Origin of the sequence: Sulfitobacter sp. HI0027 (genome assembly GCF_001634775.1) — a bacterium.
Taxonomy (GTDB): Bacteria; Pseudomonadota; Alphaproteobacteria; order Rhodobacterales; family Rhodobacteraceae; genus Sulfitobacter.
Map to the genome: position 1 here is coordinate 1 of NZ_LWER01000122.1, position 213 is coordinate 213.

The window sequence follows — 213 nt, forward strand, 5'->3', positions numbered from 1 at the left end:
GCTGGGGCTGGCGCTGCCTGGCAACGGGTCAACACTGGCCACCCACGTCGACCGTAAATCCCTCTTCCTGGAGGCTGGTCGCCGCATCGTTAGCATCACCAAACGTCATTACGAAATTGAGGAAAAGGGTTTGCTGCCGCGCGAGATTGCCACGTTCGAAGCGTTCGAAAATGCGATGAGCCTGGATATCGCTATGGGTGGATCGACGAATAC

General features: G+C 56.8%; 1 protein-coding gene. It reads left to right on the forward strand.

The features are described 5' to 3' along the window. Positions 1-213, forward strand: a 213-nt coding sequence (locus tag A3722_RS06460) for a dihydroxy-acid dehydratase domain-containing protein (protein WP_201721975.1), incomplete at both ends; no start/stop codon positions are given.